General features: G+C 62.5%; 21 protein-coding genes. 13 read left to right on the top strand and 8 right to left on the bottom strand.

Going from position 1 to position 25,357, the window contains the following annotated elements; genetic code table 11:
- Window positions 1–56 precede the first annotated feature (56 nt).
- Together M2497_RS27705 and M2497_RS27700 are read right to left on the bottom strand one after the other, a co-directional pair.
- On the bottom strand, window positions 57–3,137 hold the full coding sequence (locus M2497_RS27705; protein ID WP_248484758.1) for a type III effector HrpK domain-containing protein: 3,081 nt from the start codon (window positions 3,135–3,137) through the stop codon (window positions 57–59).
- A 229-nt stretch (window positions 3,138–3,366) separates the two neighbouring features.
- The gene (locus tag M2497_RS27700; protein ID WP_248484756.1) at window positions 3,367–4,287 is read right to left on the bottom strand and encodes a histone deacetylase; all 921 of its coding nucleotides are present in this window, start codon (window positions 4,285–4,287) and stop codon (window positions 3,367–3,369) included.
- 75 nt (window positions 4,288–4,362) lie between these two features.
- Between M2497_RS27700 and M2497_RS27695 the strand changes: the two genes are divergently transcribed.
- From M2497_RS27695 to M2497_RS27685, 3 genes are read left to right on the top strand one after another with little or no spacing between them, the layout of a single operon-like run.
- On the top strand, window positions 4,363–4,932 hold the full coding sequence (locus M2497_RS27695; RefSeq protein WP_248484754.1) for a GNAT family N-acetyltransferase: 570 nt from the start codon (window positions 4,363–4,365) through the stop codon (window positions 4,930–4,932).
- 38 nt (window positions 4,933–4,970) lie between these two features.
- Window positions 4,971–5,840 carry an acyl-CoA thioesterase II gene (gene tesB / locus M2497_RS27690; RefSeq protein ID WP_025858197.1) on the top strand — a complete coding sequence of 290 codons (870 nt, stop codon included), beginning with the start codon at window positions 4,971–4,973 and terminating at the stop codon, window positions 5,838–5,840.
- A complete protein-coding gene (locus M2497_RS27685) occupies window positions 5,837–6,436 on the top strand; it encodes an HAD family hydrolase (RefSeq protein ID WP_248484752.1) in 600 nt (199 codons plus the stop codon). Before tesB ends, M2497_RS27685 begins: the two co-directional genes overlap by 4 nt.
- Before the next feature lie 38 nt (window positions 6,437–6,474).
- On the opposite strand, the gene M2497_RS27680 is transcribed toward M2497_RS27685, so the two are convergent.
- Genes M2497_RS27680 through M2497_RS27670 form a run of 3 tightly spaced genes read right to left on the bottom strand, consistent with a single transcriptional unit; the run spans window position 6,475 to window position 8,808 of the window.
- Complete coding sequence (locus M2497_RS27680; RefSeq protein WP_248484750.1) at window positions 6,475–7,449, bottom strand: alpha/beta hydrolase; 975 nt, start codon at window positions 7,447–7,449, stop codon at window positions 6,475–6,477.
- The gene (locus M2497_RS27675) at window positions 7,450–8,337 is read right to left on the bottom strand and encodes a neutral zinc metallopeptidase (RefSeq protein ID WP_058427734.1); all 888 of its coding nucleotides are present in this window, start codon (window positions 8,335–8,337) and stop codon (window positions 7,450–7,452) included.
- 57 nt (window positions 8,338–8,394) lie between these two features.
- Window positions 8,395–8,808 carry a membrane lipoprotein lipid attachment site-containing protein gene (locus M2497_RS27670; protein ID WP_248484748.1) on the bottom strand — a complete coding sequence of 138 codons (414 nt, stop codon included), beginning with the start codon at window positions 8,806–8,808 and terminating at the stop codon, window positions 8,395–8,397.
- A 184-nt stretch (window positions 8,809–8,992) separates the two neighbouring features.
- Here M2497_RS27670 and M2497_RS27665 point away from each other — a divergent pair, with 184 nt between their 5' ends.
- A complete protein-coding gene (locus M2497_RS27665; RefSeq protein ID WP_058427732.1) occupies window positions 8,993–9,871 on the top strand; it encodes a DMT family transporter in 879 nt (292 codons plus the stop codon).
- A 13-nt stretch (window positions 9,872–9,884) separates the two neighbouring features.
- Here the strand turns inward: M2497_RS27665 and M2497_RS27660 are convergent, their stop codons facing one another.
- A complete protein-coding gene (locus tag M2497_RS27660) occupies window positions 9,885–11,219 on the bottom strand; it encodes an MFS transporter (RefSeq protein WP_248484746.1) in 1,335 nt (444 codons plus the stop codon).
- A gap of 220 nt (window positions 11,220–11,439) precedes the next feature.
- Between M2497_RS27660 and quiC the strand changes: the two genes are divergently transcribed.
- A complete protein-coding gene (gene quiC / locus M2497_RS27655; protein ID WP_248484737.1) occupies window positions 11,440–13,341 on the top strand; it encodes a 3-dehydroshikimate dehydratase QuiC in 1,902 nt (633 codons plus the stop codon).
- 78 nt (window positions 13,342–13,419) lie between these two features.
- On the top strand, window positions 13,420–14,061 hold the full coding sequence (locus M2497_RS27650; protein ID WP_033897904.1) for a TetR/AcrR family transcriptional regulator: 642 nt from the start codon (window positions 13,420–13,422) through the stop codon (window positions 14,059–14,061).
- A 77-nt stretch (window positions 14,062–14,138) separates the two neighbouring features.
- On the opposite strand, the gene M2497_RS27645 is transcribed toward M2497_RS27650, so the two are convergent.
- Entirely contained in the window at window positions 14,139–14,987 is an 849-nt protein-coding gene (locus tag M2497_RS27645) for a shikimate dehydrogenase (RefSeq protein WP_248484735.1), read from the bottom strand.
- Window positions 14,984–15,433, bottom strand: coding sequence for a type II 3-dehydroquinate dehydratase (gene aroQ / locus M2497_RS27640; protein ID WP_010206717.1), 450 nt, complete (start codon window positions 15,431–15,433; stop codon window positions 14,984–14,986). The genes M2497_RS27645 and aroQ overlap by 4 nt, the downstream gene beginning before the upstream one ends.
- Before the next feature lie 207 nt (window positions 15,434–15,640).
- Between aroQ and M2497_RS27635 the strand changes: the two genes are divergently transcribed.
- The 7 genes from M2497_RS27635 to M2497_RS27605 all read left to right on the top strand — a co-directional run bounded on the left by M2497_RS27635 (window position 15,641) and on the right by M2497_RS27605 (window position 25,268).
- The gene (locus tag M2497_RS27635; protein ID WP_058427728.1) at window positions 15,641–16,162 is read left to right on the top strand and encodes an RNA polymerase sigma factor; all 522 of its coding nucleotides are present in this window, start codon (window positions 15,641–15,643) and stop codon (window positions 16,160–16,162) included.
- Window positions 16,163–16,225: 63 nt separating this feature from the next.
- Complete coding sequence (locus tag M2497_RS27630) at window positions 16,226–17,224, top strand: FecR family protein (RefSeq protein ID WP_248484733.1); 999 nt, start codon at window positions 16,226–16,228, stop codon at window positions 17,222–17,224.
- A gap of 150 nt (window positions 17,225–17,374) precedes the next feature.
- A complete protein-coding gene (locus M2497_RS27625; RefSeq protein WP_248484722.1) occupies window positions 17,375–20,032 on the top strand; it encodes a TonB-dependent receptor in 2,658 nt (885 codons plus the stop codon).
- An 81-nt stretch (window positions 20,033–20,113) separates the two neighbouring features.
- A complete protein-coding gene (locus M2497_RS27620) occupies window positions 20,114–20,734 on the top strand; it encodes a heme acquisition protein HasA (RefSeq protein WP_248484720.1) in 621 nt (206 codons plus the stop codon).
- A 162-nt stretch (window positions 20,735–20,896) separates the two neighbouring features.
- Window positions 20,897–22,633, top strand: coding sequence for a type I secretion system permease/ATPase (locus M2497_RS27615; protein WP_248484712.1), 1,737 nt, complete (start codon window positions 20,897–20,899; stop codon window positions 22,631–22,633).
- Window positions 22,630–23,955: an HlyD family type I secretion periplasmic adaptor subunit gene (locus M2497_RS27610; RefSeq protein WP_248484710.1), complete on the top strand. Its 1,326-nt coding sequence runs from the start codon at window positions 22,630–22,632 to the stop codon at window positions 23,953–23,955. Before M2497_RS27615 ends, M2497_RS27610 begins: the two co-directional genes overlap by 4 nt.
- Window positions 23,952–25,268: a TolC family outer membrane protein gene (locus M2497_RS27605; protein ID WP_248484708.1), complete on the top strand. Its 1,317-nt coding sequence runs from the start codon at window positions 23,952–23,954 to the stop codon at window positions 25,266–25,268. Before M2497_RS27610 ends, M2497_RS27605 begins: the two co-directional genes overlap by 4 nt.
- Window positions 25,269–25,357 lie beyond the last annotated feature (89 nt).

The following is a 25,357-nucleotide window of genomic DNA, read 5'->3' as shown; positions in this document are numbered from 1 at the left end:
ATGCCGCGCCATTACGGGGGGGAGAAAATCTGTAGTGGCGAGCGGGCTCATATGGGTCAGGCAAAACCGGTATTGGCGTAAGGCGGGTACTCATCCTTGCGGTCGGCGTCGGTGATCGGGCCGCCAGTGAGGCCATATTTATCCAGGGTCGGCACCAGGTTGCCAAAGAACGCGTCCTGCTGTTTTTCCCGCTTCACCACCTCGATGATCGGGAACACAAACGACGTCACGATGCCCACGCCTGCCGCAGCCCAGCCGAGTACACCGGCGAAGGTGCCGGCAATCGCCGCCGCATCCGCCACGCCGAACAGGCCGGCGCCGCCTTCAATAATCGAGGCCACCGCCGCGCCGGTGCCCAGGGCGCCGCTGGTGAGGGAGAAACCGGCGTTGACGTTGTCGCCGGCAAACGCGCTGTTGACCCCGCTGATCAGGCCGAACACGCCGCCGATGAAGCTGCCGGTGCCGCCGACGATCTTGCCCAGGTTGCCCAGGCGGTTGAGGCCGTCGGTGTTCTGCACCATTTTGCCGGTGGGGAAGTCGCCGATGCCCTGGGGTTTGTTCGGGTCAATCGGCGTGGGTTTCCAGGTCATGCCGTAGCCGGCCTCCTTGGCGTACTTGGTGCCGCCTTCGGTGATCAGCCCGGCGAACTGCATGCCCGCCGCCACGCGCCCGGCGTTGTCCGCCGGGCTGTTGCCGCCGGTGGCCGAGCGCGCCGCCAGTACGCCGCCGGCCAGCAGCGCACTGCCGATATGCAGCAGGCCCTGTTTATAGGCGTCACTGGCGTTGAGCTTCAGCCCATCGACGGCCTTGGGCAGCACGTCGCTGATCTTCTGGCCCTGGCGGTTCACGTCCCACATTGAGCGGATCAACGAGATCACGTCCTGCGGCTTGATCTGCACACCGCTGGCATCCTTGAACAGGTCCGGGTCGTCGGCCATGGCTTTGTCGATGATGGCCGTGGTCTTGGCCTCGTCAAAATTGCCATTGGCATCGCCGAACGCGCCTTTGAGCACGTCGTCGTTGGCGCCGTTGACCAGGGAGTCGGACACCGCCTGGTTGACGTATTGCTGCACCGTCGACGAATCCTGGGCCGAGACCTTGTCGCCGAGGAACTCCTTGAGCAACTCCGCCTTGGCCGCGTATTGGCCGATGGCGGTCATCGGGTCGGCGTTCGGCTGGGCGAGGGCGTCTTGCAGGTCTTTGCCGTTGAGGATGTGGTCTTTGAAGAATTGCTCGATGTCCCCGGACTTGCCGGATTTTTCGGCAATGACGCTGAGGTCCACATGGCCGTCGCCACCCAGGGCCAGGTCGGTGAGGGTGGCGTCGGTGCCGGCCAGGCTCAGAGCGTCGATCAACGACAGCGGTTTGCCATCAGCCCCTTTGGTGGCCAGGGCGGTGTTGAGCACATTGCCGCTGTTGATCTGGCCGTCCTGGTAGGCCTGCAGTTGGTGCTTGATCGCCGGGTCGCTGTTGACGATATCGCGCATGCCGGAGGCCTGGTTCTGCGAGAGGAAGGTCTTCACGTCCGGGTCACTGGAAAGCTTGGCGACGGCGGCGTCGAGCTGGTCGGTGACCTTGGATTTGGTCGGGTTGAGGTGGTATTGGGTATCGGCGGTGATCCCGGCGTACAGGTCGCCGTCGCCCACTTTGTCACTGGCGGCCATGCGGGCGCGGGCGTCACTGATTTCCATCATCACCGCGGCTTTGGTTTTGCCGTCGTAGTTTTCCGGGTGTTCGAGCACGTCCTTGGTCAGCTTGGAGGTGTCGACGTCGGCCACCGAGCTGCGCACCGAGGCGTTGCTGAGCATCATCAACACGCCGTGGTCGTCCTTGGGCGCCTGGTTTTCCAGCCAGGCGCCGATGTTTTTCTGTTGGGTGATGCCGTCAGCCTTCGCGGTGGCGGGCAGGTCGCCGGCCATGTCGAGGGTGCGCAGCATGCCCGGTGTCGACCAGTAGCCCGCGGCACCGGTCAGCTCGGGGCTCAGGCCGGAGTCATCCTTGATCGCCTTGAGGTTGGCGGTGTTCAGGCTGCCGTTGTTGGCGCGCTGGTTGGGGCCCTGCATCTCCGGGCCGGCGCTGCTCACGAGGGAAATGTTGGCCATGACGATGGCGGCGGACTTGGCGTTTTCCTTGGCCAGGCTCGTGGCATCCGGGTTCTTGCTGAGGAAGGTGCTGTAGGACTTCGAGGCAGCTGACAGATCCTTGTTGGATTGGCTGATGAACTTATCCACATCGGCGTGGGTAATCACCCCGTCGCTTTTGCCCAGGCCGCCGCTGTCCAGGGCGTTCATCAGGCTCGGGCTGCCGGCCAGGTATTTGAGGCAGGCCTGGGCTTCGGGCGGCAGGTCGGCGGGCGGGTTGGAGAAGTCGATGGGGCGGTCGTGCAGGCCCCATTTGTCCCAGTTGTCGCTGAGCATTTTCGAGGCGGCGCGCGGGCGATCGAGGTCGCGCTCTTCCTGGGTCGGCGTGCCGCTGGTGTTGCCGACAATTTTGTCCCAGTCCTTGGCGCTGGCGTATTTGGAGTTGTCGATCCAATTGGTGTCCACGGCGCCGCCGACGCCAAAAATGCCGTTGGATTCCTTGACCACCGAGGCGTACAGGTCGGGACTGATAGCCTGGGACACGATGATCTTGTCACCGGACGCGGTTTCGTAGCGGATCAGCCCGTGGCCGAGTTCTTCCGGCGTGCCCACCAGGTTCACGCTGCCGGCTTCATCGGCCCCGGCCAGGTGGTAGCCTGCGTTCTTGCTGTCGTTGATCAGGCCCCAGGTCTCGCCATCGGACTTCACTTTTTCGTACAGGTCGCTGTTGGTTTCCTTACTCACGACCACCTTATCGCCCGATAGGGTTTCGTAGCGAATCATCCCTGGACCGACTTCATCGGCCGGGCCGATGGCTTTGTAGGTGTCCAGGCCCGGTGCGGTGTCACCGGCCTGGGCGATGCGGTAGCCGTCGGCCTTGCTGGAGGCGAGGGCAGGGTTGTCGGTCACCGCCAGCACCTTGAAATTGCCGGGGTGGGCGGCGTCCTTGAAACCGGACAGGGCGCGGGACATTGCCGCGTCGAAGGTGGCGGCGACTTTCTTCAGGGCGTCGTCATTGCCGGGCGTCGAGCTGCTGCCGATCTTGTAGGTTGCCATCGCTGGGTACTCTGAAAGCGGAAGAGGCCCTCAGGTTGATGGCGGGGTGCGGCAGTTTTGTTGCAAAACGGCCATAAATGCCATGTTCCACAACGTTTCACGGTTGTGGAAAGGATTCTGGTTAAAAAACGTACAGCTTCCTACGGGCTATACTGGTTCTGGCTTTCAGCGCCTTACGCTCAAGTTATCCACAGGTGGTTCCACAGGCATTGTGGGTAACGCTCACAGTTCAGTGACAACCTGATGACGTCCACACCCGCTGCGCACTGTGGTGCAGGATGCCGTGTCGGCGGGCCAGTGCGGGGCGGTCTTTGCTGTAGCCGCCGCCGATCACGCCCATCACCGGGATGTCGCGGCCCAGGCAATGGCGCATCACGCTTTCATCGCGGGCGGCGACGCCTTGGTCGGTCAGCTTGAGGTAACCCAGGGCGTCGTCCTTGTGCACATCGACGCCGGCGTCGTACAGCACCAGGTCGGGCTGGTAGAGCGGCAGCAGGTAGCTGAGGGCATCGTCCACCACCTTGAGGTAGTCGGCGTCGCCCATGCCCATCGGCAGCGGGATGTCCCAGTCACTCTGGGCCTTGCGGGCGGGGAAGTTCTTTTCGCAGTGCAGCGATACAGTGATGGCGTCCGGCGTGTCGTGGAGGATGCGTGCCGTGCCATCGCCCTGGTGCACGTCGCAATCAAAGATCAGCACGCGGTTGACCCGGCCGCTGGCCAGCAGGTAATGGCTGATCACCGCCAGGTCGTTGAAGATGCAAAAGCCCGCCGGGTAATCGTAGTGAGCGTGGTGGGTGCCGCCGGCCAGGTGGCAGGCCAGGCCGTGTTCCAATGCTTGCTCCGCTGCCAGGATGGAACCGCCGACCGCGCGCACGGTGCGCCGGGCCAGGGCTTCGTTCCAGGGCAGGCCGAGGCGGCGCTGGTCTTCGCGGGACAACTCGCCGCCCATGTAGCGTTCGATATACCCCGCGTCATGGGCCAGGGCCAGAATTTCCGGCGGGCACAGCTGCGGGCGCAGCAGTTGGCTGTCCTCGGTCAGTCCAGTGGACACCAGGTGGTCGCGCAGCAGGCGGAACTTGTCCATGGGGAACCGGTGGTCCGCCGGGAACTCGGGGCTGTAGTCATCGTGGTAGATCAATGGCAAAGGCATGGGATTTTCTGACGGGAACCTGCGGCGCATCTTACCCGCGTTGTACACTCACGCACATGGCAAGGGAGGGGACCCATGGAGCCGATACTCGAATTGGAAAGCGCACGCTTGGTATTGCGCCAATGGCGCGACAGCGACTTGCCGGACTTTGCGCGCATGTGCGCCGACCCGCAGGTGATGCGTTATTTCCCGGCCACACTGAGCCACCTGGAAAGCGCCGCGTTGATCGGCCGGATTCGCGGCCACTTCGCCGAATACGGCTTTGGCCTGTGGGCCTTGCAACGCAAGGACACCGGGGAATTCATCGGCCTCACCGGGTTGCTGAATGTCAGCTTCGATGCCGACTTTACCCCGGCGGTAGAAATCGGCTGGCGCCTGGCCCGCGAACACTGGGGCCTGGGCTATGCCAGCGAGGCCGCCTGGACCGCATTGCGCTGTGGTTTTGATCGTCTGAACTTGGACGAGATTGTTGCCTTCACCACGGAAGCCAATCTGCCATCACAAAAAGTCATGCAGGCCATCGGTATGCATTACGATCCCCAGGCAGATTTTGAACACCCCAAGGTCGCAGCCGATGACCCGCTGCGCCATCATGTTTTGTACCGCATCACCCGCGCCCAATGGTTGGACACGCTGCACGGATAGGCAGCCCGGAATGCCCGATAGATTTTAGGAGTTGCTCAATGAGCCAAGTATTGGAAGATCTGGTGGACCTGCTGACCCTGGAGCCGATCGAGGAAAACCTCTTTCGCGGCCGCAGTCAGGACCTGGGTTTTCGCCAACTGTTCGGTGGCCAGGTGCTCGGCCAATCGCTGTCGGCCGCCAGCCAGACGGTAGAAGAAGCGCGGCATGTGCATTCGCTGCACGGTTATTTCCTGCGCCCCGGTGATGCGAAATTGCCGGTGGTGTATTCGGTGGATCGCGTTCGCGACGGCGGCAGTTTCAGCACGCGCCGCGTGACCGCTATCCAGAAAGGCCACCCGATCTTCACTTGCACCACCTCGTTCCAGTACGACGAGCAAGGCTTCGACCACCAGACCACCATGCCGGTGGTGGTCGGCCCGGAAAACCTGCCCTCGGAGCTGGAACTGACCCAGCAGCGTGCGCACCTGATCCCCGAGCACATGCGTGACAAGCTGCTGTGCCCCAAGCCGATCGAAGTGCGCCCGGTCACCGAAAAAGACCCGTTCAACCCGCAGCCGTCCGACCCGGTCAAGTACGTGTGGTTCCGTGCTGACGGCGCCCTGGCCGACGCGCCGGCGCTGCACAAATACCTGCTGGCCTACGCCTCGGACTTTGGCCTGCTGACCACCTCGCTGCTGCCCCATGGCAAAACCGTATGGCAGAAAGATATGCAGGTCGCCAGCCTCGACCACGCGCTGTGGTTCCACGCCGACCTGCGTGCCGATGACTGGTTGCTCTACGCCATGGACAGCCCGTGGGCCGGTAATTCCCGCGGGTTCTCCCGGGGCAGCGTGTACAACCGCGCCGGGCAGTTGGTGGCCTCGGTGACCCAGGAAGGCCTGATTCGCCATCGCAAGGATTGGGCATGAGCCTGGCGGACGTTAGACATTGGGTGTTCGACATGGACGGCACGCTCACGGTGGCGGTGCATGATTTCGCGGCCATTCGCGTAGCGTTAGAAATCCCGCCCGAAGACGACATACTCACGCACCTGGCAGCGTTGCCGGCGCAGGTTGGGGCGGCCAAGCATGCCTGGCTGCTGGAGCATGAGCGCGAGCTGGCGTTGGGTTCAGTGGCTGCCGACGGTGCGGTGGACCTGGTGCGCGAACTGGCCGGGCGTGGCTATCGCCTGGGCATCCTGACGCGCAATGCGCGGGAGTTGGCGCATATCACCCTGGAGGCGATTGGCCTGGCGGACTGCTTTGCCGTCGAGGACGTGCTGGGGCGGGATGATGCGCAACCCAAGCCTGATCCGGATGGTTTGCTGAAACTCGCAGCCGCTTGGGACGTTGCGCCCAGCGAGATGGTGATGGTCGGAGATTACCGTTTCGACCTGGATTGTGGCCGGGCGGCGGGGACGCGGACGGTGTTGGTGAATCTGCCGGAGAACCCGTGGCCGGAGTTGGCGGATTGGCATGCATCGGACTGCGCGGTGCTGCACCAGATGATCCAGCCCAGGCAATAGAGATCAACTGTGGGAGGGGGCAAGCCCCCTCCCACAGGTTATGGCGTGAACAGTACTTTCTGGCCCTCGGGCGACGTAAACATCCCATCCCCGTTATGCCCCACCCCCGGCACTTCCACCAGTTGATGGCTCAACTGCGGATGCCGCTGCTTGAGGTAGTCAAAATAGTTGCGCCCCCGAATCAGGCGGTACGCGCCCTGGGTTTCGGCGGCGCAGCTTTTGTCCAGCGCCGGGTGGTTCGGGTCGGTGTCCTGCTGGCCCAGCAGGTAGGTGATGTTGCGTGACACGTAAGCCTGCTCAAGCTGTTGGGCACTCTGGCCCTTGGCGTAGTCGGGGAGGTTGTGCAGGCCGTACTTCCAGTCGTTGAAGCCGGGGCAACTGGCGATGTCGAACTTCACCGGGCGTTGTGGGGTGAAGTAGGCGTAGGACGAGGGGTTGGCCACCACGTAACGCAGGCTGATGCCTTCGGTTTGCAGCATTGGGTGGTCGTGGCCGGTGAGGGCGAAGCGCTGCACCACCTGGCCGCCGCCGGAGTGGCCGGCGACCACGATTTCTTTCAGCGCTGGGAACAGCTTGCGGTTGCCCAGGTGTTTGATGATCTGGTCGAGGGCGCCGTAGGAGCTGATTGGCCCCGGACCGGTGGAAGGCTCGCCGGCCATCCAGTCATTGCCGTTCCAGCGCAACACCTGGTTTTCCAGATGGTTGCGCTTGACGTCGGACTCATTCAGAAACTGCGGTGCAATCACCAGCGTGTTGGTGGCCTGGCCGGCGTGCTCGGCGGCGTCTTCAGCGCTTTGCAGGTAGGTCTGCGCATTGCGCAGGCGGCCGTGCACGATGATCAGCGCGCGGGTGACCTGGGGCAGCGGCTGGCGCCAGTCCTGGCTCAAGCCCAGGCTGAGATCGCCGGCCTCCAGGTGGAAACGATCAGGGCTGACGTCCTTGACGCCGTGCTCGGCGGCCCAGGTAGAACACGTAACTAACAAGCCCAGCAGCCATCCCAATCGTTTATTCATTTAAAGACTCTTGGCGGTAAACGTGTCGCATTGAGTGATCTGGCCCTGGGCGAAGCCGGTCTTGAACCAGCGAACCCGCTGTGCCGAGGTGCCGTGGGTAAACGAGTCCGGCACAACGCGCCCCTGACCCTGTTGCTGCAGACGGTCATCGCCAATGGCGTTGGCCGCGTTCAGTGCTTCTTCAATGTCACCGGGCTCCAGCCAGTTGAGACGCTTTTGCGCACGGTTGGCCCACACCCCGGCGAAGCAGTCGGCCTGCAGTTCCTGACGCACCAGCAGGCCGCCATCGCCTTGCATCTGCCGGCCTTGCTGGCGCGCCGCCTGGATCTTCGACGAGATGCCCAGCAAGGTCTGCACGTGGTGCCCGACTTCGTGGGCGATTACGTAGGCCTGGGCGAAATCACCGGCGGCCTGGAAGCGTTGCGACATTTCCCGGAAGAAATCCAGGTCCAGGTATACCTGCTGGTCAGCCGGGCAATAGAACGGGCCGCTGGCGGAGGTGGCACCCCCGCAGGCGGAATTGACCCGGCCACGGAACAGGATCAGTTTCGGGTTCTTGTAGGCCAAGCCGTTTTCCTGGAACACCTGGCCCCAGGTGTCTTCGGTGTCGCCCAGGACGGCACGGACAAAATCCGCCTGCTCATCGTTGGCCGGCGGCGCCTGGCGCGTCTGCGTGCTCACTGACGGTGCCTGTTCCAGCTGGCCGGTCAACTGGCCGAGGATCTGCATCGGGTCCTGGCCGGTCAGCCAGCCGATGCCGACGATCAGCACGATCGCCGTGAGGCTCAGGCCCTTGCCGCCCCCAAAGCGCATACCGCCCCCACCGCCGCCGCTGTCATCGCGGGCGTCGACCACGTTGTCGCTGCGTCGGCCTTTTTTCCATAGCATGGGGCAATCCTCTTTGATGAACGGTCCTACAGGGATGTGGGTTGAGTATGGCCGTTATTAGCGGCAATACCCTTCGCCGGTATCGACGATCAAGCAATCCTTTTTATCCGCCAACCATTTCAAACCGGTGGCTTCGCCGTCGCCGGCGCTCAGTTGCTGCGGGCCGTCCGGACGGGTAAAGGCGATGCCGTCTTCGTTGGCTTCACCTTTGAAGGTGCCCGAGTCGTCGTCATCAAGGCCGTACTTCATGGTCAGGATGTAGTGACCACGGCCGATACTGTCGTCCTTGGCGATGGTGAGGTAGAGGCCTTCGACGCCGATCCACTTGCCGACCCATTTGTCGGTGGGCGGCGTTGCCGGCACCAGTGTGGCTTGTACGGACGCCGGGGCCGGCTTGGGGGCTGGCGCCTCTTGCTGGTTGCATGCGGTGAGCAGGGCAAGGGCAGACAGAACAAAGAGGATTTTTTTCATAGCGGCAAGGCCTTGATTAAAAAGTGTGCAACACGGCAGTCAACGTGCAGCGTTGGACTCGAATCCGGTGATTTAGTGCGCTGTTCGCACGGTGTTTGGTTATGCTCTAGGGGCAGACGCAGGCCCGGCTGCTAGATTACCGGGTTGAGTGCCACGCGTTCAGCTCGCCACGCAAGAGAATTCCATGACTGTCAGCACCCCCCTTTCCGGCGTCAATCACCCCTTCAAAGGCATTTTGCTGATTGTACTGGCGACGTTCCTGTTCTCCAGCCATGACGCCTTGTCCAAATACCTGGCCGGGTTTTACCCGATCGTGATGGTGGTGTGGGCGCGTTACCTGGTGCACACCTTGTTGATGGCCGGTATTTTCCTGCCGCAATCGGGTTTGCGCGTGCTGCGCAGCAAACGGCCGGGGATGCAGGTGGTGCGGGCGTTATGCCTGTTGGGCACCAGCCTGTTTTTCACCTCGGCGCTGCACTTCATCCCCCTGGCGGAAGCCACGGCGGTGAACTTCCTCGCACCGATCCTGGTGACGGCGCTCTCGGTGCCGCTGCTCGGCGAGCATGTGACGCGTGGCCAGTGGCTGGCGGTGATCTGCGGGTTTGTAGGGGTGCTGATCATCATCCACCCCGGTGGCGAACTGTTCACCCCGGCGGTCTTGCTGCCCCTTTGTTCAGCGCTGTTCTTCTGCTTCTACCAACTGCTCACGCGCATCCTCAGCCAATACGACACCCCCACCACCAGCAACTTCTTCGCCGGCCTGTGCAATACCCTGGTGATGAGTGCGATGGTGCCGTTCTTCTGGCAGGTGCCGACGCTGTGGCATGGGGTGTTGATGCTGGCCCTGGGCACCTGCGGGATGACCGCGCACTTGATGCTGACCCAGGCGTTCCGCTTCGCGGCACCGGCCTTGCTGGCGCCGTTCGGCTATTGTCAGATCGTGTTCGCGGGGTTGTTGGGCTGGCTGGTGTTCAACCACACCCCGGACCTGACCACGGTGGTCGGTATCGGGGTGATCTGCATGAGCGGGCTGGCCGCTGCCTGGCAGCAGCGGCGCCGGTAGCTGAGACGATAGATCAAACGTCTACGGTAGGGATCTTGCGCGGTGCCATGAAGTACATCCAGGTCAGCGCAATGAAGTACATCGCTGGGATCAGGGTGAACAACACGGTGTAGTTGTTGTTCGTGACCGTGAGGATGTGGCCGACGATCTGGGTCATGAACATGCCGCCGATGGCCGCGCACATGCCACCAAAACCGAACACTGTGCTCATCATGTGCTTGGGCGTGTAGTCCATCACCAGGCTCCAGATGTTGGCGGTCCAGGCTTGATGCGCGCCAATTGCCAGGGAGATGGCAAACACCGCGACCCACAGCTGGCTGGAGCCGGCCGCCATGATCACGCCGACGATGCAGCAGGCAAACAGCAGCATCGACAGCAGCCGCGCCTTGATCGAGTTCATGCCACGGCCGATCAGGAACGACGACAGGATCCCACCCCCCACGCTGCCGAAGTCGGCGGTCAGGTAGATGATGATCAGCGGGATACCCATCTGGGTCACGTTGATGCCCAGGTTGTATTGCTGGTTCAGGAACGGCGGCAGCCAATACAGGTAGAACCAGAACACCGGCGCGGTCAGCGAGTAGGCGAGGGCGAAGGCCCAGGTACCACGCATGCGCAGGATGCGGCTGAAGGGCACGCGGGGTTGTTCTGGTTCGACTTCCTGCTGCACGTAGTCCAGTTCGGACTGTTTAACGGTGGGATGGTCTTCCGGGTTGAAGTATTTCAAGCCCCAGAACAGCAGCCAGATCCCGCCGAGTGCCGACATGCACAGGAACGCCGCCTGCCAGCCCCACACGTGCAGGATCAACGGCAGCAGCATCGGCGTCATCATCGCGCCAACGTTGGTGCCGGCGTTGAAGATACCGGTGGCCACTGCCCGTTCGCCGGCCGGGAACCACAGGCGTGTGGTCTTGACGCAGGCCGGGTAGTTGGCGGCTTCGGTCAGCCCGAGAATGAAACGACAGACCATGAAGCCCACCGCCGAGGTGGCCAGGCCGTGGGCGCCGGTGGCCAGGCTCCACAACAGGACCGCGCAGAAAAACACGCGTTTCACGCCGACCCGGTCGATCAAGCGCCCCTGCAGCACAAAGCCGATGGCGTAGCCGACTTGGAACCAGAAGTTGATGTTGGCGTAGTCCATCGCCGTCCAGCTCATCTCCTTGGCGAGGATAGGCTGCATCACGCCCAATGCGGCGCGGTCGATGTAGTTGAGGGTGGTGGCGAAGAACACCAGGGCCAACATGCCCCAGCGCGTTTTACCCACGGCCAGGGCGCCGCGGATCTTGTCGCCGATGCCGGCGTGCGGGGTGTCCGGGCGGTCGGCCAGGACGGAGTTTTGCAGAGGCATGAGGTCGTACCCGTTTTTTGAAATTTTTATGGTGTGTTCTGGGTCTTGTTACTGAATCGATGGTGCGCAGTGGCTAAAAAATCGTCAATTCGCCAAAACGGCTTTGTGTTCGATAATCGCACCAAAAACTAACCGGTTCGTACATTTTAATTGCTGTGAACAGTTTAGCGGCCAATAATTTGCCGTAAATAAGACGCGCCTTAAATGCCGGGAGTCGCCCATGCAACGCTCTATTGCCACCGTTTCCTTGAGCGGAACCCTGCCGGAGAAACTCGAAGCCATCGCGGCCGCCGGGTTCGACGGTGTAGAAATCTTCGAAAACGACCTGTTGTATTACGACGGCAGCCCCCGCGAAGTTAGGCAAATGTGTGCCGACCTGGGCATTGCCATCACCTTGTTCCAGCCGTTTCGCGACTTTGAAGGCTGCCGTCGTGACCGCCTGGCCCGCAACCTGGAACGTGCCGAACGCAAATTCGACTTGATGCAGGAACTGGGCACCGACCTGGTGCTTGTGTGCAGCAATGCCTCGGCCGATTGCGTGGGCGACGAGCGCATTTTGCTCGATGACCTTGGCCTGCTCGCCGAACATGCCGGCCGCCGTGGCTTGCGCATCGGTTATGAAGCGCTGGCCTGGGGCAAGCATGTGAACACCTGGCAACAGGTGTGGAACCTGGTACGTCAGGTCGATCATCCGAGCCTTGGCGTCTTGCTCGACAGCTTCCACACCCTGTCCCTCAAGGGCGACCCGAGCGCCATCGCCGAGATTCCCGGCGACAAGATCTTTTTCGTGCAAATGGCCGACGCGCCGATCCTGGCCATGGACGTGCTGGAGTGGAGCCGGCATTTCCGCTGCTTCCCCGGCCAAGGCGAATTCGACCTGGCAGGGTTCCTTGCGCCGATCATCAAGAGCGGCTACACCGGGCCGCTGTCCCTGGAAATTTTCAACGACGGCTTCCGCGCCGCGCCCACCCGTGCGAACGCGGCGGATGGCCTGCGCTCCTTGCTGTACCTGGAAGAGAAAACCCGCGAACGCCTGAAACAGCAAGCACCGGCGCAACCGGTGGAGATTCTGTTTGATACCCCGCCGGCCAGCGAATACGACGGCATCGAGTTCCTCGAATTCGCCGTGGACGAGAGCCTTGGCGCCAAGCTGACCCACTGGTTGGAACGCCTGGGGTTCGTCAAGGCCGGGCAGCATCGCTCCAAGAGCGTAAGCCTGTTGCGCCAGGGCGATATCAACCTGATCCTCAACTGCGAACCCTATTCGTTTGCCCACAACTTTTTCGAAGCCCATGGGCCGTCGCTGTGTGCCACCGCGATTCGGGTCAGGGACAGCGCCAAGGCGCTGGAGCGGGCGGTGGCGTACAAAGGCCAGCCGTATCGCGGCCTGGTCGGGCCGAATGAGCTGGAGCTGGCGGCGGTGCGTGCGCCGGATGGCAGCCTGATTTACCTGGTGGATCAGAGCGAAGGCGGGCTCTACGACACCGACTTCAACCTGCAGCCCGCCGCGTCCTCCAGCGGCGGCTTGCTGCGCATCGACCACATGGCCATGGCCTTGCCGGCCGATAGCCTCGACAGTTGGGTGCTGTTCTACAAGAGCCTGCTGGATTTCGAAGCCGATGACGAAGTGGTGCTGCCCGACCCTTACGGCCTGGTGAAAAGCCGCGCGCTGCGCAGCCGTTGCAGCTCGATCCGCCTGCCGCTGAACATCTCTGAGAACCGCAACACCGCGATTTCCCATGCGCTGTCGAGCTATCGTGGCTCGGGCGTGCACCATATTGCCTTCGACTGCGCGGACATCTTCGCCGAAGTGCGCCGCGCCAAGGAGGCCGGGGTGCCGCTGCTGGATATCCCGCTCAACTATTACGACGACCTGGCGGCGCGTTTCGATTTCGACGATGAATTCCTCAGTGAGCTGGCGTACTACAACGTGCTGTACGACCGTGACGCCCAAGGCGGTGAGCTGTTTCACGTGTACACCGAACCCTTCGAAGGGCGGTTTTTCTTCGAGATCATCCAGCGCAAGAACGGTTATGCCGGCTACGGCGCGGCCAACGTGGCGGTGCGCCTGGCGGCCATGGCCAAATCGCGCAGCGGCGCGGTGCGCCAGGCGCGTTTATAACGGCGGCCCGGGTGCTTTCTTTCGGGGGGCATCGCGGCCCATAATCACGGCCTGCATAACACTGGCCGTGAGCGCACCATGACCACCGAGGCACCTCGCAAGAGTCGTAAGAACAATCCGGAAAAGACCCGCGAAAACATACTCCAGGAAGCCATCGTCGAGTTTGTCCAGCAGGGCCTTTCCGGCGCTCGCGTGGACGCGATCGCCGAACGCATCCACACCTCCAAGCGCATGATCTACTACTACTTCGGCAGCAAGGAGCAGTTGTACGTCGAGGTGCTGGAGAAACTCTACGGCGACATCCGCAACACCGAAACGCGCATGAACCTCACGGCCCTGGAACCGCGTGAAGCGATCCGGCGGCTGGTGGAGTTTACCTTTGATCACCATGACCAGAATGTGGATTTTGTGCGCATTGTCAGCATCGAAAATATCCACAATGCCGAGTACGTGAAGCGCACAGACACCATCAAGGCGATGAACAGCAAGATCCTTGAAGGGTTGGGGGAGACCTTGCGCCGTGGCGCCGAGCTGGGCTTGTTCCGCGAAGGGCTGGAACCGTTGGACGTGCACCTGCTGATCAACTCGTTCAGCTTTTACCGGGTGTCCAACCGCCATACCTTCAGTGAGATTTTTCAGATCGACCTGTCGGATGAGGCGGTTAAACAGCGGCATCGGGACATGATTTGTGATTCGGTGATGCGTTACCTCCAGGCCTGAAGTTTCAGGTTGGAATGCATTCAAAATGTGGGAGGGGGCAAGCCCCCTCCCACATTTGGATTTTTATTCCAACTCAGTCAGGTATTCATGCTTTGGAAATGCGCCAGCATCCTATCGGCATCCGGCACTTCCCCACTGAACAACTCAAACGCCTTCACTGCCTGAAACACCGCCATGTTGCCGCCATCCAGGGTGCGGCAGCCCAAGGCACGGGCATCGCGCAGCAGTTCGGTTTCCAGCGGGAAGTACACGATTTCAGCCACCCACAGTTCGGCCCGTAAAAAGGCGGCGGGCACTGGTGTGCCGGGCAGTTTGGCCATGCCCATCGGCGTGGTGTTCACCAGGCCATCGGCCTCGGCCACGGCGTTTTTCACGTTATTGCCCACTTGGGCACGGCCCGGCCCGAAACGTAGCGTGAGGTTATCCACAAGGTCGCGGGCGCGGGCGGGGTCCACGTCGAAAATACTCAACTGTTGCACCCCCTCGGCCAGCAGCGCATGGGCTACCGCCGCACCTGCGCCGCCGGCGCCCATCTGCACCACGTGTTGGCGGGCGACGTCACTCAAGTTGCGCCGAAACCCTTCGGCAAATCCCAGGCAATCGGTGTTGTGGCCGATGCGTTTGCCGTCCTTGAACACCACCGTATTGACCGCGCCGATGCCACGGGCCTCGTCGGACAGTTCATCGAGCAACGGCAGGATCGCCTGCTTGCACGGGTAGGTAATATTCAGCCCTGTAAAGCCTGTGAGTTCGGCGGCGCGCAGCAGATCGGGCAGGGCGTCGATATCCAGGTGCCGGGGTTCAAGGTCGATCAGGCGGTACAGGTAGCGCAAGCCTTGGGCATCGCCTTCGTGTTCATGCAGCGCGGGCGTACGGGAGGCCTGGATACCGGCGCCGATCAGGCCGGCGAGAATGCGCGGTTTCATCGGGCCGATCCTTTGAGCAACTGGCTGAAGTGTTCCAGTGCCAGGTGGTAGCCATGGCTGCCGAAACCCGCGAGCACGGCCTTGGCGATGGGCGAGACAAAGGAGTGATGACGGAATGCTTCACGGGCGTGCACGTTGGAGAGGTGCACTTCGATCACCGGCACTTCACTGGCCACCAGCGCGTCACGAATCGCCACCGAGGTGTGGGTCCAGGCCGCCGGGTTGATCACGATACCGGCGCAGCGGGCGCGGGCGCCGTGGATCCAGTCGAGCAGTTCGCCTTCATGGTTGGTCTGGCGGAATTCGATTTTCAGGCCCAACTGTTCAGCGCTTCGGCCGCACAAAGCAGCAACATCAGCCAGGGTTTCATGGCCGTAGGTGGCGGGCTCGCGAGTGCCGAGCAGGTTGAGGTTGGGGCCGTTGAGCACCAGCACGATAGGCGGCATGGGGCGTCTCTCCACAGTTATTGTTCGTTGTGGGGATAAAATGTACTGGTTGGTTAATTTGGTCAATTGATCGCAGCGGATGTGTTCGATTACCGAACTGTTAATCAGGCCTTTCATACCGCCGGATCAGATTAGATATCAATTGAAAATCATTCTCGACAACGCTTAAGATGCCCGCCTGTTTCCTTAACATTCCAGGGAGTCGGTTTGTCGGACGTGGATCTCAAAGGCCTGTTTCTCAAGCATGCCGATACCCTGCGCGGGTATCTGGCGCGCAAGGTACGGGACCCGCAATTGGCCGCAGACCTGGTGCAGGAGAGCTTCCTGCGCCTGGCGGAAAAGCCGGCCGGCGAGCGCATCGACAACTCCCAGGGCTATCTCTATCGAACGGCGAGCAATCTGCTGATCGACCATATTCGCCAGGAAGCGCGGCGCAAGACAGACTCCGTGCCCCATGAGGCGCTGGCCGAGATTGAAGATGACGTGGCCGGGTTGGAGGCTCAGGCAATGGCGCAGCAACAGCGACAGGCATTGAAGCAGGCACTGGCGGAATTGCCGGAACGCACCCAGCAGATTTTCCGTCTCAACCGCATCGAAGGCATGACCCACGCCCAGGTCGCCCGGCACCTGGACATCTCTGACAGCTCAGTACAAAAGCATCTGGCCAAAGCGTTGGCCTACGTGATGCAGCGCTTGCAGGAAGGCGAGAGGGCGCCATCCGACGAATGAATTACCGAAAAACGCCCGTTCACTCGTCACAGCGTTATATAACGAAAAATTCGAGATTCACACGTGAATAGCCAGGGTCCGCAACAGCACAGCATTACCGAGGAGGCCGCCGAGTGGGCGGTGCGCCTGCACGCCGGTGCCCTGACCGAACAGGAGCAGGCCGAGTTGCGGCATTGGATCGCCTGCGACAGCCGCCACGAAGCGGCATTGCGCTTTGCCGAACAGACCTGGGCGGCACTGGGCGAGGCGTACAAGGAGCCGCCGGTGAACCGCCAGCGCCCGTCGGCGGCGACGCAGCCTGTGCGCGGGACCAGGCGGCGCCGGCCATGGCAACGTGCGGCTGCCGTTGCGCTGGTCGTGGTGGTAGCCGGTGTCAGCTGGGGGCGTGGGCCGGACCTGTTGCTGCGCATGCAGGCCGACTACATCACCGAAAAAGGCGAAGTGCGCACCGTGCACCTGGCCGATGGCAGCAAGGTCGAGCTGGATTCCGGCAGTGCCATTCGCCTGGATTACGACGGTGTGCAACGCCGAATCAGCCTGCTGCAAGGCTCGGCGATCTTTGATGTGGCACCGAGGGTGGGCGAAGAAACCCGACCGTTCGTGGTGCAGAGCGCCGGGGGACAAACCCGGGCGCTGGGCACGCGGTTTGTGGTGGAGCGCGAGGGCGATAGCCAGGCGTGGACCGGCGTGTTGGAGCACAGTGTCGAGGTCACGCTGCAAGCTGTCCCGAAAAAAGGTCCGGCCGACAGAGTGGTCAAAGAAGGCCAGGCCGTACGCTACAGCACTCAGGAAGGCATCGTCCCTTTGGACCAGCTCGACGTAGCGCGCGCCACCAGTTGGCGACGCGGTGTGTTGATCTTTGATCGCCAGCCGTTGGCCAACGTCATCGAACAGCTCAACCGCTACCGCCCCGGGCGCGTGGTGTTGATCGACTCGGCATTGGGCGATCGTGAAGTCAGCGGTGTGTTCCGCCTCGACATGCTCGACACCGCTCTCGACACGCTCACCCAGGAACTGCAAGTGCAACGCTTGGACCTGGCAGGCCTCAGCCTGATCTATTGATGACCCGGTGGGGGCCAGCTCCCACCGCCTGAAATCCCCCTTCCTGAAAAACTTTCAAAAAACCTTACTGACTTCCTGCGCGTCGCACGTCTTGCTAGGTGAGAAGCATTCGCATAAACAAGAAAACGCTCAACGCAGGGAACCACAGAAATGTCAGCACTCAACAAGGGGCGTATCACCGCAAGCCGGTTAGCCCTGGCCATCCACTTGGGCCTGTTCGCCGCAGTGGCTCCAGTATTCGCTGCTCAGTCTCAGGCGAATGCGGCGCAACCTGCGGTGCTGATGCTGGATATCCCCGCGCAACCCCTGGGCAGTGCCGTGCTGGCATTCGCCGACCAGGCCGGCCTGCAAGTGCTGTTCGACAGCCAGCGCCTGGCCGGTTTGCAGAGCACGGCGGTGAAGGGGCAATACGGCGTGCAGGAAGGGTTGGCGCGTCTGCTGGGGAATGCGCCAGTGGAGTATCGCTTCAATGGCGAGCGCCAAGTCACCCTGACCCGCGTGGAGCAGAGCGGCGCCGCACTGGCGCTGGCGACCACCACGATCACCGGCCTGCACCCCAACGACTGGGTGTATGCATCGCCACGCTCGGTGAGTGTGGTCGGGCGTGAGCAACTGGACCGCAACCCGCCACGGCATGCCGCCGAGATGCTCGAAGAGGCGCCGGGTGTCTACTCGGCGGTCAGCCAGCAAGACCCTGGCCTGTCGGTGAACATTCGCGGTATCCAGGACTACGGCCGGGTCAACATGTCAGTGGACGGCATGCGCCAGAACTACCAGCAAAGTGGTCACCAGCAACGCAATGGCACGCTGTATGTCGACCCGGAATTGCTCTCGGAGGTGGTGATCGAGAAGGGCGCCACGTCTACGATGGGCGGCGCCGGGGTGATCGGCGGGGTGGCCAATTTTCGCACCGTGGAAGCGGCCGACCTGCTCAAGGGCGGCAAGGAAATCGGTGGGCGCATCCGTTTGACCAGCGGGTTGGGCGGGCGCAGCAACGGCACGCATTTTATCGGTAGTTCGGCGTTTGCCGTGGGCACCGATGTGTGGGACATGCTGGTGGCCGCCAGTGAGCGTCATCTCGGCGACTACAAACCCGGCACCCGGGGCAGCATCGGTGAGTTGCGCACCGGCAGTTCCTTCCTGCCGGCCAGTGAAGACCGGATCAAAAACTCTACCGTTGAGTACACCGGCTCGGTGATGCGCTCGCGCCTGCTCAAGCTGGGTCTGAACCTGCCCGTGGATCAGCGCCTGCAACTGAGCTACCTGACCACCGAAGTCAATTACGACGACGTCAACATGATGACCGCCGAAAAAGCCCAGCTGTGGGAGAAGCTCGGCAGCAGCAACGTCACGGCGCAGAACTTCGCGCTGGACTACAGCTACACGCCGGACAACCCGCTGATCGATTTCAAGGCCAAGCTTTATTACGTCGACACCCGTAATGACCAGACCACGCTGACCCGTGGCAGCAGCAAGGGCTATGACGTCACCTACCAGACCAATACCTATGGTGTGCAGGCGCAGAATATTTCGACCTTTGCCTTGAGCGAACTGTCGGTGATCAAGGCCAACTATGGCCTGGAGTTTTTCTACGACAAGGTCCGGCCGGACTCCAACCAGATGGTGGCCGCCGATTCGGCGGTGACGGCCTCGGCGGCGGAAAGCATCACGCCCAAGGGTGATCGGGCAATGGGCAGCCTGTTCGCGCGCCTGGACTACGACTACGACAACTGGCTGAACCTCAATGCCGGGTTGCGTTACGACCGCTATCGGCTGCGCGGTGAAACCGGCCTGAACACCCGTACCTTCATTATCGGCACCACTCGGCAGGTCGGCTTGCCCATGACCTATGACGTGGATCGGGAGGAAGGGCATTTCTCGCCGACCTTTGGCCTGTCGGTCAAGCCCGGCGTGGATTGGCTGCAATTGTTTGCCACGTACGGCAAGGGCTGGCGCCCGCCGGCCGTCACCGAATCGCTGGTCAGCGGCCGGCCACATGGCGGCGGTTCGGAATCGATTTTCCCCAACCCTTACTTGAAGCCCGAGACGTCCACGGCCTGGGAGGTCGGCTTCAACGTGCTGAAGGAAGACCTGCTGTTCGCCGAGGACCGCGTGGGCATGAAGGTCTCCTACTTCAACACCCGCGTGGATGACTTTTCCTATATGGCCCTGGGGGTGCAGCCGCCCGGTTATGGCATCGCCAACATCGGTAATGCGGCGTATGTGAACAACCTGGAAACCACGCGTTTTCGCGGCCTTGAGTATCAGCTGGATTACGACGCCGGGTTTGCCTACGGCCAGTTCAACTACACGCGCATGCTCGGCAGTAATACGTTCTGCAGCAAGACCGCGTGGCTGGGTGGCGTCACCAAGATCCAGAAAGGGCCGGGCAGCCGGGCGCCGGTAGACGCGATGGTGCCGGACGACGTGGCCAATGCGGGGCAGAGCTGCAGCGCGATCCTGGGCTCCTCCGAACACATGCCGATGGACCGTGGCACCGCGACGCTGGGTGCGCGGTTCCTTGAGCGCAAGTTGGATGTAGGGGTTCGTGCGCGCTACAGCGGCGGTTACTACGTCAAAGGTGGCGCCGGCGTGACCACCTCGCAAACCGGTGTCTATCCGGCCGACTGGAAACCCTACACCGTCTACGACCTGTACAGCAGCTACCGCGCCACCGAGCAGTTGACCCTGCGCCTGGCCATGGAAAACGTCACCGACCGCGCCTACCTGGTGCCACTGGGCGACGTATTGGCCTTCACCCTGGGGCGTGGGCGCACGTTGCAGGGCACCGTTGAATATCAGTTCTGACCGATTTTGCCCAGTGACGGGCAAAACCACAGCAGGCACTGGCTTGCTGCGGAGATACCACCCCATGACTTGGAGTTTTGCATGAGCATTTCTATTTCATACAGCACCGCCTACGCCGCTAACACCGTTGCCGAGTACCTGAGCGACTGGTCGGCTTACTTTGGTGACCTGAACCACCGTGAAGGGTCGGTCAAAGAGGGTTCGAACACTGGTGGTTTCAATCCTGGCCCGTTCGACGGTACCCAATATGGCGTGTCGAGCACTGTCAGCAACGCGGCGGTGGTGGCCAACGGCGACCTGCATTACACCTTGTTCAACCCGCCGTCGCACACCTTGTGGGGTTCGATCGACTCGCTAAACCTGGGCACTGTCCTCACCGGCGGCGCTGCCGGCGGTAGCTACGCCCTCGCCGAGCAGGAAGTCAGCTTCGCCAACCTGGGCCTGTCGAGCCTGCAGGCCGAAGGCCGCGATGGCCAGGTGCACAAAATCATCTACGGCCTGATGAGCGGCGACAGCTCGGCACTGGCGTCGGCGATCGACTCCCTGCTCAAGGACATCGACCCAAGCCTGTCGATCAACTCGACGTTCGACCAACTGGCCGCAGCCGGTGTGGCCCATGTGGACTCGGCTGCTGTCGCCGCCTCCGATGTGGCCCTGGTGGGCGTGCAAGACGTGCCTCAGGACTTCGCCCTGGCCGCTTAAGCAAAAAAGCGAATGGAAGATCGCTCTCCCATTCGCCGCATGACACACCGCCGTCGCCCAAGCCTTCTATTTCTTCAGCGACGGCGGTGCCGAATTCTGCGCAGCGTCGTACCGCCTGTCAACGCGACGGCGCTGCCCGCTCAACCCTTTGAGAATCCCCAGATGCGCCACGCCGGCAACGAAACCCTGGCCGCCCTCACGGCCTATAAAAGTGGCTTCTTCAACATCGGCCTGTTCTCGGCGGTGATCAACCTGCTGATGCTCGCCCCGGCGCTGTACATGCTGCAGGTGTACGACCGGGTGCTGGCCTCGGGCAATCAGATGACCCTGCTCATGCTGACGCTGATGATCCTCGGCCTGTTTGGCCTGATGGGCGCGTTGGAGTGGGTGCGCAGCCAGGTGGTGATCCGCCTCGGCACGCAGATGGACATGCGCTTGAACCAGCGGGTGTACGACGCCGCGTTCGAAGCGCAACTCAAGGGCGGCACCCAGGCGGCCGGGCAGGCGCTGCATGACCTGACCACGTTGCGTCAGTTCGCCACCGGCCAGGCGTTGTTCGCGTTTTTCGACGCGCCGTGGTTTCCGGTGTACCTGCTGGTGATCTTCCTGTTCCACCCCTGGCTCGGGCTGTTGGCGCTGGTCGGTGCGGTGCTGCTGATCGTGCTGGCGTGGGTCAACCATCACGTCAGCCAGGCGCCGATGGCGCTGGCCAGCCAACTGTCGATCAGCGCCAGCCAGCAGGCCACGGCCAACCTGCGCAATGCCGACACTATTGAAGCCATGGGCATGCTCGCCACGTTGCGCGCGCGTTGGTTCGGCCAGCACCAGGCGTTCCTGGCGCAGCAGAACCTGGCCAGTGAAAAGACCGCGACCGTCACCGCCTGGTCCAAGGGCGTGCGCCTGGCGTTGCAGTCGCTGGTACTGGGCCTGGGCGCGTTGCTCGCGGTGCAGGGCGCCATCACGCCGGGGATGATGATTGCCGGTTCGATCCTCATGGGCCGCGTGCTCAGCCCGATCGACCAGTTGATCGGCGTGTGGAAGCAGTGGGGCTCGGCGCGCCTGGCGTTTGATCGCCTGTCACAGATGCTGGAGGCCAACCCGGCACGGCCCGAACGCATGAGCCTGCCGGTGCCCAAGGGGCAACTGAGCGTCGAGCAAATCAGCGCCTGTGCCCCCGGCAGCCGTCGACCGGCGCTGGCCAATTTGGGCTTCAGCCTGGCGGCGGGTGAGGTGCTGGGGGTGATTGGGCCGTCGGGCTGCGGCAAATCCACCCTGGCCCGGATACTGGTGGGCGCCTGGGCACCCCTGGCCGGCAAGGTGCGGCTGGACGGTGCCGACCTGGCCCTGTGGGACAAACAGCAACTGGGCCCGCACATCGGCTACCTGCCGCAGGACATCCAGTTGTTCGCCGGCAGCATCGCGCAAAACATTGCACGGTTTGCCGAGGTCGAGGCGGACAAAGTCCTTGCCGCCGCGCAAATGGCCGGCGTGCATGAGCTGATCCTGCAACTGCCCCTGGGCTACGACACGCAATTGGGGGAGGGCGGCGCTGGATTGTCCGGTGGCCAGAAACAGCGGGTCGCCCTGGCGCGTGCGCTGTATGGCCTGCCCGCGCTGATCGTGCTGGACGAGCCCAATGCCAACCTCGATGAAGTCGGCGAACAAGCCCTGCTCCAAGCCATCGCCCAGCTCAAGCAACAGCGCCGCACGGTGATCCTGATCACCCACAAGCCCAACGTACTGACCCTCACGGACCAGTTGCTGATCCTCAAGGACGGCCAATTGCAGGCCTTCGGGTCGACGGCACGGGTGTTGGAGGCGCGGCAGAAACCGGCAGCGAGCAAACCGGTGTCGACCCTGAGCATGAGTTACCGCCTCGGTGAAGGAAAACAGGCATGAGCCAGAGCAAACCCGTGCTGATCAGTGATGCGCCGAACAACGTGCTGGCGCTGGATGATAAAAAATATTCACGGTTGGGCTGGCTGTTGGTGCTCGGCGGTTTTGCCGGGTTCCTCGGCTGGGCAGCGTGGGCGCCACTGGACAAGGGCGTGGCGGTGCCGGGCAAGGTCATGGTTTCGGGCCATCGCAAGACGGTGCAGCATCCGGCCGGGGGGATCGTGGAACGTATCGAGGTGCGCGACGGTGATGTGGTCAACGCTGGCCAGGTGCTGCTGCGCTTGAAGGAAACCCCGTTGCGCGGGCAGATGCAGTCCCTGCGCAGCCAGTACCTGGCATCCCTGGCCAGCGAAGCGCGTTTAAGTGCCGAAAGCGAAGGGCTGGCGGCGATCACCTTCGGCCCGGAACTGCTCAACGATCCTGAGGCGACCGGCACGCTGAGCCTGCAACGGCAACTGTTCCATAGCCGTGCCCAGGCACTGGCCACCGAGCAACAAGGCCTGCGCGAAACCATCGCCGGCGCCGAGGCCCAGTTGCGCGGCACGCGGGATTCGCAGGCGAGCAAAGTCCAGCAACGGGCCGCGTTGAATGAGCAACTGCAAGGCCTGCGCGAGTTGGCGCGTGACGGTTACATCCCGCGCAACCGCCTGCTCGACAGCGAGCGCCTGTATTCCCAGATCGACGGCGCCATCGCCGAAGACTACGGCCGCATCGGCCAATTGCAGCGCCAGGTGCAGGAACTGCGTCTGCGCATCCGCCAGCTTGGCGAAGACTTCCAGAAAGACCTGCGCGGCCAGTTGGCCGAGACCCGCACCCGCAGCGACGACCTGCGCAATCGCCTGGCTTCGGCCGAGTTCGAACTGGCCAACAGCCTGGTGCGAGCGCCGGCGTCCGGGGTGGTGGTGGGGCTGGACGTGTACACCGAAGGTGGGGTGATCAAGCCCGGCCAGGCGTTGATGGACATCGTGCCCCAGGGCGAGCCGCTGCTGGTAGAAGCTCGGGTGCCGGTGCAGATGGTCGATAAAGTGCATCCGGGCTTGCCGGTGGAGTTGATGTTCTCGGCGTTCAACCAATCCACCACGCCACGGGTGGCCGGTGAGGTGACGCTGGTCTCTGCCGACCGCCAGGTTGATGAGCGCACCGACGAGCCGTATTACACGCTGCGCGCCCAGGTCAGCGCGGCGGGCATGCAGCAACTGGACGGCGTGCAGATCCGTCCGGGCATGCCGGTGGAAACCTTCGTCAAGACGGGTGAGCGCTCGATGCTCAACTACTTGTTCAAACCCCTGATGGATCGCACCCACATGGCCCTGGTGGAAGAATGAAGGCGCTGTTTTTTACCTTGTGTTTGGGTTGCACCTCGGCGGCGCACGCCTTGGGTTTGCTGGAGGCCTACGACTTGGCCCTGCGCAATGATCCGTCCTTCCAGGCAGCCATCCAGGAGCGTGAGGGCGGTGAAGAAAATCGCGCGATCGGTCGTGCGGCGTTGTTGCCCAATTTATCGTGGAGCTATAACAACTCGCGCAATGAATCCGAAGTGACGGCGGGGGATGTCAAAAGCGACCGTGATTACCGCAGTTATGCCTCGACCCTGACCTTGCAGCAACCACTGCTGGATTACGAAGCCTACGCGCGCTTTCGCCAGGGCACCGCCCAGGCCTTGATGGCTGATGAGCGTTTTCGTGGCAAGAGCCAGGAACTGGCGGTGCGGGTGCTCAATGCCTACAGCCAGGCCTTACTTGCACAGGAACGTATCGAGCTGAGCCGCGCACAGAAACGCGCGTATGCCGAGCGCCTGCAACTCAATGACCGCCTGCTCAAAGGCGGCGAAGGCACCCGTACCGATGTGCTGGAAACCCAGGCGCGCCTGAGCCTGGCCCAGGCCGAAGAGATCGAATCCCAGGATACCCAGGACAGCGCCCTGCGCGAGTTGGAAGCCATCGTCGGCCAACCGTTGCAGATCGAAGAACTGGCGCCGCTGACGCGCCAATTCGAGATCCCGCCGCTGGAGCCCAACCGTTTTGAAACCTGGCGCGAACTGGCCATGGCCAACAACCCGGAACTCCAATCCCAGCACCACGCCCTGGACGTGGCCTCCTACGAAGTGGAACGCAAACGCGCCGGGCACCTGCCCAAGGTCAGCTTGTACGCCACGAGCCGCCAGACCAACTCCGACTCGGAGAGCAGCTACAACCAGAAGTACGACACCAACACGGTCGGCATCCAGGTCAGCCTGCCGCTGTTTGCCGGTGGTGGCGTGTCGGCGTCCACGCGCCAGGCGGCTAATCAACTGTCCCAGGCCCAATATGAACTGGACGTGCAAACCTCGGCCACGCTGGTGGAGTTGCGCAAGCAGTTCAACCTCAACACCAGCGGCGCGGCCAAGGTGCGCGCCTATGAAATGGCGGTCAGCTCCGCCACGGCGTTGGTCGCTGCGACAAAGAAGAGTGTTGCCGGCGGTGAGCGGGTCAACCTCGACGTGCTCGACGCCGAGCAACAACTGTTCACTGCCCGCCGCGACCTGGCGAATGCGCGGCATGCGTATCTGCTGGCGAGGATTCAGCTGAAGTATTACGCGGGGTTGCTGAGCGAGCAGGATCTGCGGGCGTTGGCGGAGTATTTCCAGCCCTCGGCATGAGTGGTTACAACCCGGCCGTCGCCGGGTTTTTTGTGCTTACTAGTCTGTGAAACAGCTTCGTGTAGTTGAAGCCGGTTGTCGGGTGGCAG

Source organism: Pseudomonas sp. CYM-20-01 (genome assembly GCF_023169845.1).
In the GTDB taxonomy this organism is placed as follows: Bacteria; Pseudomonadota; Gammaproteobacteria; order Pseudomonadales; family Pseudomonadaceae; genus Aquipseudomonas; species Aquipseudomonas azotoformans.
The sequence above is the reverse complement of the archived record's forward strand: the minus strand, read 5'-3'. Positions and strand labels throughout refer to the sequence as shown.